The sequence below is a fragment of the Streptomyces sp. ID05-39B genome (assembly GCF_033794725.1).
GTDB classification, from domain to species: Bacteria; Actinomycetota; Actinomycetes; order Streptomycetales; family Streptomycetaceae; genus Streptomyces; species Streptomyces bobili.
The window spans coordinates 1-4,448 of sequence record NZ_JARGEF010000396.1 but is presented as its reverse complement, the minus strand read 5'-3'; the positions used below and the strand labels follow the sequence as shown (position 1 = coordinate 4,448).

5 protein-coding genes are annotated in these 4,448 nt (G+C 66.9%); 2 read left to right on the top strand and 3 right to left on the bottom strand.

All coding sequences use genetic code 11. The features are described 5' to 3' along the window. On the top strand, nucleotides 1-313 hold a 313-nt coding region (locus P1P75_RS39885), incomplete at its 5' end, for a hypothetical protein (protein ID WP_319264575.1). Between the two features lies 1 nt (nucleotide 314). Here P1P75_RS39885 and P1P75_RS39880 read toward each other — a convergent pair. From P1P75_RS39880 to P1P75_RS39870, 3 genes are all read right to left on the bottom strand, one after another. Then, nucleotides 315-506 carry a hypothetical protein gene (locus P1P75_RS39880; RefSeq protein WP_319264574.1) on the bottom strand — a complete coding sequence of 64 codons (192 nt, stop codon included), beginning with the start codon at nucleotides 504-506 and terminating at the stop codon, nucleotides 315-317. 230 nt (nucleotides 507-736) lie between these two features. After that, entirely contained in the window at nucleotides 737-1,447 is a 711-nt protein-coding gene (locus P1P75_RS39875) for a hypothetical protein (protein ID WP_319264573.1), read from the bottom strand. A gap of 204 nt (nucleotides 1,448-1,651) precedes the next feature. Next, entirely contained in the window at nucleotides 1,652-3,340 is a 1,689-nt protein-coding gene (locus P1P75_RS39870; protein WP_319264571.1) for a glycoside hydrolase family 18 protein, read from the bottom strand. Between the two features lie 240 nt (nucleotides 3,341-3,580). On the opposite strand from P1P75_RS39870, the gene P1P75_RS39865 reads away from it, so the two are divergent. Continuing rightward, nucleotides 3,581-4,448 (top strand): hypothetical protein (locus P1P75_RS39865; RefSeq protein ID WP_319264569.1); only part of this gene is annotated, 868 nt, incomplete at its 3' end.

Genomic DNA, 4,448 nt, shown 5'->3' with positions numbered 1-4,448 from the left:
GCCCCCACCGCAGTACGCCCCCTCGGTACCGGACGCCCCGGACTTCCTCGCCGTGGACAAGCACAGCTCGGTCGTCGTCGACGCGTCGGGCGTGGCCTTCGACATGTACGACATCGTCGTCGACTTCCCCTGGCCCGAGATCCGCAGCGTCCACTACAAGGCAAGCCCGAACGGCAAGGCCCTCATGGTCGCCGTGGTCCACGTGGACGGCCGCGTCTACGAAGCCGTGGTGAACGCCAAGCCACGGGAACTGCTGCGCGGCTGGTTCGCCCAGCTGGCCTGGGTCCTCGGCCACTACCGCCCGATGGGCTGACTCAGAGCAGGTGGTCGGCCTTGCCCGCCTTGATGTCGAGGATCATGGTCCGGAGCGCGTCACGGGAGTCGGTGAGGTAGACGTCCTCGGCCCCGGCTATGGCGATGTAGGCGTTGCCTTCGGGGTCGGTACCGAGTCGGAAGCAGGCCGATCCCTCGGCGCAGAACGGGTCTTCCCAGGTGATGTCGCGCATGGTCGTCTCCTAGAGCTGGTTGGCGATGTCCTGGATGCGTAGGGTCACGGTGGGCCCGCGCCAGTTGAGATTGACCGACCGTCTGACAACACCGCTGAGTGCGGGGGTGACTCCGCCGTGAACGGACGGCAGCACCTCGCCGTTGGCGATCAGTGCGCCTACGGTTTCCGGGGTTCTCGATTTAGGCCCTCGGTATCCGGAGCTGTCGAAGAGGTAGCTTAGATTTTTCGCTAATCGGCACGGCTAGATCTTGGCCCTGCTCCAGGATCTGAATGAAACCTCAATGTGCGACTGACTATAAATGAGATCTCCAGCAGTTGCTTCCGCTCCACGGAGGGCACTTCGTATTCGTGGTTTTCGATGAATGTCAGAAATCCCTGAGGTAGGTCAATTGAGTAGTGCTGCACGTAGGAAGCCAGATCCAGTCGCCAGATGAAAGAGCCATCGGTCAGCACCGATGATCCTCCCGCTACACGAAAGGAGCCACCGATCGTATCCTTCGTCAGCTCGGTCACATCGAGGACGGGATGTCCGGCGAGCAGGTACCGACTTACTTTCTGAAGCGGGTACCCCGAAGAGGGTATGGCGCTTACCAGCTCTTGGTCATGAAGCGGGATTGGCCAGGATGGTCCGGCTTGATTGCCTGGCATGGAGGTGAGGGTAACTCCTCTGTGCAAAGCGTTGACGCTTTCCCCTGTGAAATGAACCATGGCGCTGTATGGCGGCTTGATTGCATCGGCGAGTTTGCCGTAAATGTTAATCCAGTTCAAAGTCAAAGGTGGTGTTTCTCGGGAGGCGGTGTCGGCGCCTGTGTCGATTCTGCATGGCTGGCCGCTGTATACCGTGCCATCTATGCAACGGACGGCACACACGGCACTATCGGCCCCGCTCTCCTCGACCGAGTAGATCTGCAGCTGTCCACCGGCGTATCCGTCATCCACGTCGGTATGCCTCCGATAGGAATTGCTCTATCTGGTCTGGTGAGAGCTTCGAAGATTCGGCATGTTGCCGACCGCAACGGGCGCCCGCCCGGCGGCGATTCGGCGCTGCAGTCGGCAACTTGCAGAAAACGGACGGACGTCTGGAGTGACTGTCCTCAGGACGAGCCGTCCTCCGGGCTCCGTGCCGTCGTTCCCCCCTCCGGGTTACGGCAGCCCGTGTACATGCGGCCCCACCGCGTTGGACCACGCGTTGCCCGCCGTCGCGTCCCAGTTGGTCGACCAGGTCATGGCGCCGCGCAGGTCGGGGTAGGTGCGGGACGGTTTGAAGGTGCCGCAGGCGGTGCCCTTGGTGAGGCAGTCGAGGGCGTTGTTGACGATGGTCGGGGAGACGTAGCCGCTGTCCGCGCCGCGGGTGGAGGCGGGGAGGCCGAGGCCCACCTGGGAGGGGGACAGGCCGCCTTCCAGCTGGATGCAGGCCAGGGCGGTGAGGAAGTCCACGGTGCCCTGACTGTAGACCTTGCCGTCGCAGCCGAGCATGGAACCGCTGTTGTAGTACTGCATGTTGACGACCGTGAGGATGTCCTTCACGTTGAGGGCCGTCTGGAAGTAGGAGTTGGACGTCGACTGCATGTCGATGGTCTGCGGGGCCATGGTGAGGATGAGGGACGGACCGGCCTTTGCCGACAGTGAGCGCAACGCCTCTGTCATGTACGTCGCGTTGAGGCCGTTCTCCAGGTCGATGTCGACGCCGTCGAAGCCGTACGTCTGCATCAGGGTGTGGAGGGAGCTGGCGAAGTTGGCCGCGGAGGTGGCGTCGTTGACGCTCACCGTGCCGCGTTCGCCGCCCACGGAGATGATGACCTTCCTGCCCGCGGCCTGCTTGGCCTTGATGTCCGCCTTGAACTGGTCGGCCGTGTAGCCGTTGAGGCCGGCCGAGTCGAGGGTGAAGGTGACCGCGCCGGGGGTCGTCGTGGCGTCGGCGAAGGCGACGGCGATGATGTCGTACTGGGCGGGGACGTCGGAGATCCGCTGGACCGTCGCGCCGTTGTTGAAGTTCTGCCAGTAGCCGGTCACGGCGTGCTTGGGCAGCGTGCCGCCGCCTCCGCCGGTCGCGGCAGTACGGCCTGGCACCGCCGCCGACTTCACGGACTCACCGGCCGCGTTCGTCGCGGTGACCTGGAAGGAGTACGAGGTGGCCGCCGCGAGCCCGGTCACGGTCGCCGAGGTGCCGGTCACCGCCGTCACCTTCGTACCGTCGCGGTAGACGCTGTACCCGGTCGCGCCGGACACCGCGTTCCAGGCCAGGGACACGGAGGAGGAGGTCGTGGTGGAGACCGTGAGGCCGGCCGGGGCGGACGGGACCGTCGGGGCGGGGTCGGTGCCTCCGCCGCCGTCGGGGCCGTGGACCGAGATGTCGTCGGCGAGGTAGGAGGCCTGGCCGTACCAGCCGTGCAGGTGGACAGTGACGGACGTGGTCGACGCGCCGGTGGAGAACGTCGTCGACAGCTGCTTCCAGGCGGCGGAGTCCGGGGTCCAGGTGGAGACGTCGGTGGTGCCGGTGCCGGTCGCGCCGAGGTAGGTGTAGCCGCCCTGGACCCAGGCGCTCAGCGTGTAGGTGGAGTTGGGCTTCACGGCGACCGTCTGGGTGCAGCGGGCGTTGTCCTGCCCCGCCGGGGTCGCCTTCAGTGCGGCCGTGCCGCTGTGTACGGGGGAGGAGACGGTGGTGCCGCTGCCCGCGGAACAGGTCCAGTTGCCGAGGCCGGACTCGAAGCCGGCGTTCCTGGCGTTGTTGACGTCCGCGGCGGACGCCTGGCCCGTGCCCGCGAGGGTGAGGGCGAGCGCGGCGGTGACGGCTCCCGACCAGAGCCGCGCCGATCTTTTAAGTGGGGACATGACAACAAGTTGGTCCAGACCAATTCGGTTGTCAAGAGGTCCGCCGGTGGAGGACTCGTGAGGGCAACCTGCCCCGGTTTGGCGGTACTTGCGTGAAGATCCGTCGAGAGGTGGCCACGGAAAGCTGTTCTCCGGCCACAGGGGCGTGGATACAGTGCTGAGGTAGTCACGCAACGAAGTCACCTCGGAGCACCGGAGTAACCCCCGGTGGGCCGGACCGCGGGAATCGGGGAGCTGCGCGTGCCAACTGCCATTGCCGTGACCGGTGCCGATCTGGCCCTGCCGCCGCAGGACGAACGCACCGTGCCCGCCGCCGTGCTCGACGGCCTCGACCGCCGGCCCCTCGACGAGGCCGTCGCCGACGTCCAGACCCTTCTCGACCAGCACGGGCACCTCGTGGTCCTGTACTCACGGGCCGTCCCCGCCGCCGTCGAACAGCGCCTGCACACCGTCCGCTCCCTCCTGGAGAGCGACCGCATCGCACTGCTGCGGCCCGAACTGCCGCCGCTCGGACTCGCCGTCCTGGCACGCCAGTTGCGCCAGCTCGCCTCCTGCGACCTCAGCCCCGGCGTCCTCGCCTCGGCCGGCCGGCTGCTCACCCACTACATCCACGCCGGCGCGCTCCTCGCCTCCGTGGCCCGTCTCGACCGCGTCCCCGTCGGCCTGACCTCGCATGCCCGGTCCTGGATGCCCGGCAGCCAGTTCGCCGTACTGGCCCACCCGCAACCCCAGTTGGTGAAGATCGGGCCGGACACACTCCTGGACGGACCCGAGTTCGGCACCTGGATGCTGGTCGGGCGGGGCCGCCTCCAGTCCGACTGGGTCACCGGCACCCTCGCGCCCGCCTGGCGGACCCAGGGCCTGCGCGAGACGGAGGCGCCCGCCGAGTCAGCCGCCTGGTGGGGCACCGACAAGCTGATCGAGTTCTGCGCCTACCTGCCCGACCTCTCCGTCCTCTACCAACTCGTCACCTCGGTCCGCCAGACCGTCTGCCACTGGTGCGGCATCGACGTCATCGGCGACCTCTGCGCCTTCTGCTCCGCCACCCCGCCGCCCGCGGTGAGCGCGCGATGGGTCTGTTGGTTGCCCGCGGTGAGCGCGCGCTCAC